Source organism: Vibrio qingdaonensis, from assembly GCF_026191675.1.
In the GTDB taxonomy this organism is placed as follows: domain Bacteria; phylum Pseudomonadota; class Gammaproteobacteria; order Enterobacterales; family Vibrionaceae; genus Vibrio; species Vibrio qingdaonensis.
This window is the reverse complement of the sequence record NZ_JAKRRY010000136.1, coordinates 1-854: the sequence shown is the minus strand read 5'-3', so window position 1 is coordinate 854 and position 854 is coordinate 1. Positions and strand designations below refer to the sequence as shown.

General features: G+C 46.6%; 1 protein-coding gene. It reads left to right on the top strand.

Annotation, left to right across the window (positions count from 1 at the left end; genetic code table 11):
- The coding region (locus tag MD535_RS25695; protein WP_265678121.1) for a hypothetical protein at positions 1-188 on the top strand (188 nt) is incomplete at its 5' end.
- Positions 189-854: the final 666 nt, after the last annotated feature.

Genomic DNA, 854 nt, shown 5'->3' with positions numbered 1-854 from the left:
AACGATTAACTTACCAAGAGCACTTGACTTCAAACCAAAACCGCCAAGCTTATGGCGTCCACTTGAGTAGTTTGTTAGTTGCCTACGCCCCTATTCTCTTATTTGCACCAAGATGCTCATTGGTTGCTGTAAACCAAATTACTATCACCACGCCGTACTTGATAGCTGACAGAACTGACATCTTTTGATTAATGCGAGTTGGCGCGAAAAAGACACCACCGAAGTCACTGAAAAACGGGGTGAGGAAGATGTCACTTCCGTTGCCCACGGACGAACACAAAAAGCAGTGCCGCGAAACCTCGACAGCTAAAGCGAACGGCTAATTGGCGCTGCCACCGGAAAGAAAGTTAAGCAGTGAGGCTTGTCGCTGCATAGCCAAAGGGACAACGATTTGACCACTAAATTTCTAAGTGCAACTAACGCCCTGCTAAGTGGCGCTTACGATTAACTTACCAAGCGCACTTAACTTCAAACCAAAACCGCCAAGCTTATGGCGTCCACTTGAGTAGTTTGTTAGTTGCCTACGCCCTATTCTCTTATTTGTACCAAGGTGCTCATTGTTTGCCACAAACTAAATTACTACCACCACGCCGTGCTTGATAGCTGACAGAACTGACATCTTTCGATTAACGTGAGTTGGCGCGAAAAAGACCGCACCGAAGTCACTGAAAAACGGATTGAGGAAGATGTTACTTTCGTTGCCCACGGACGGACAAAAAAAGCAGTTCCGCGAAACCTCGAGGGCTAAAGCGAATGACGCTTTCGCGCTGCCACCGGAAAGAAAGTTAAGCAGTGGGGCTTGTCACTGCATAGCAAAAGGGACAATGATTTGACCACTAAATTTCTAAGTGCAA